This window comes from Citrobacter sp. Cpo030 (genome assembly GCF_030333005.1).
Taxonomy (GTDB): domain Bacteria; phylum Pseudomonadota; class Gammaproteobacteria; order Enterobacterales; family Enterobacteriaceae; genus Citrobacter; species Citrobacter portucalensis.
In genome coordinates, this window is sequence record NZ_JAOWGT010000014.1 from 1 (window position 1) to 414 (window position 414).

General features: G+C 55.1%; 1 pseudogene. It reads left to right on the forward strand.

The window, feature by feature from the left end:
• Window positions 1-409: pseudogene (locus OGY37_RS00155) on the forward strand (IS5-like element IS903 family transposase); the annotation flags it as partial.
• Window positions 410-414: the final 5 nt, after the last annotated feature.

Here is a 414-nt window from a genome sequence, read left to right on the forward strand (position 1 = left end):
CTCAGAAGCCTTCCCGGGTCTTATCCGGCAGACTCACAGAAAAATCAGGGCAGCATCGGCAGACGGCGCTTACGACACCCAACTCTGTCACGATGAACTGCGGCGTAAGAAAATCAGCGCGCTTATCCCGCCCCGAAAAGGCGCGGGTTACTGGCCCGGTGAATATGCAGACCGTAACCGTGCTGTTGCGAATCAGCGGCTGACCGGGAGTAATGCGCGGTGGAAATGGACAACAGATTATAACCGTCGCTCGATAGCGGAAACGGCGATGTACCGGGTAAAACAGCTGTTCGGAGGTTCACTGACACTGCGTGACTACGATGGTCAGGTTGCAGAGGCTATGGCCCTGGTACGAGCGCTGAACAAAATGACGAAAGCAGGTATGCCTGAAAGCGTGCGTATTGCCTGAAAACA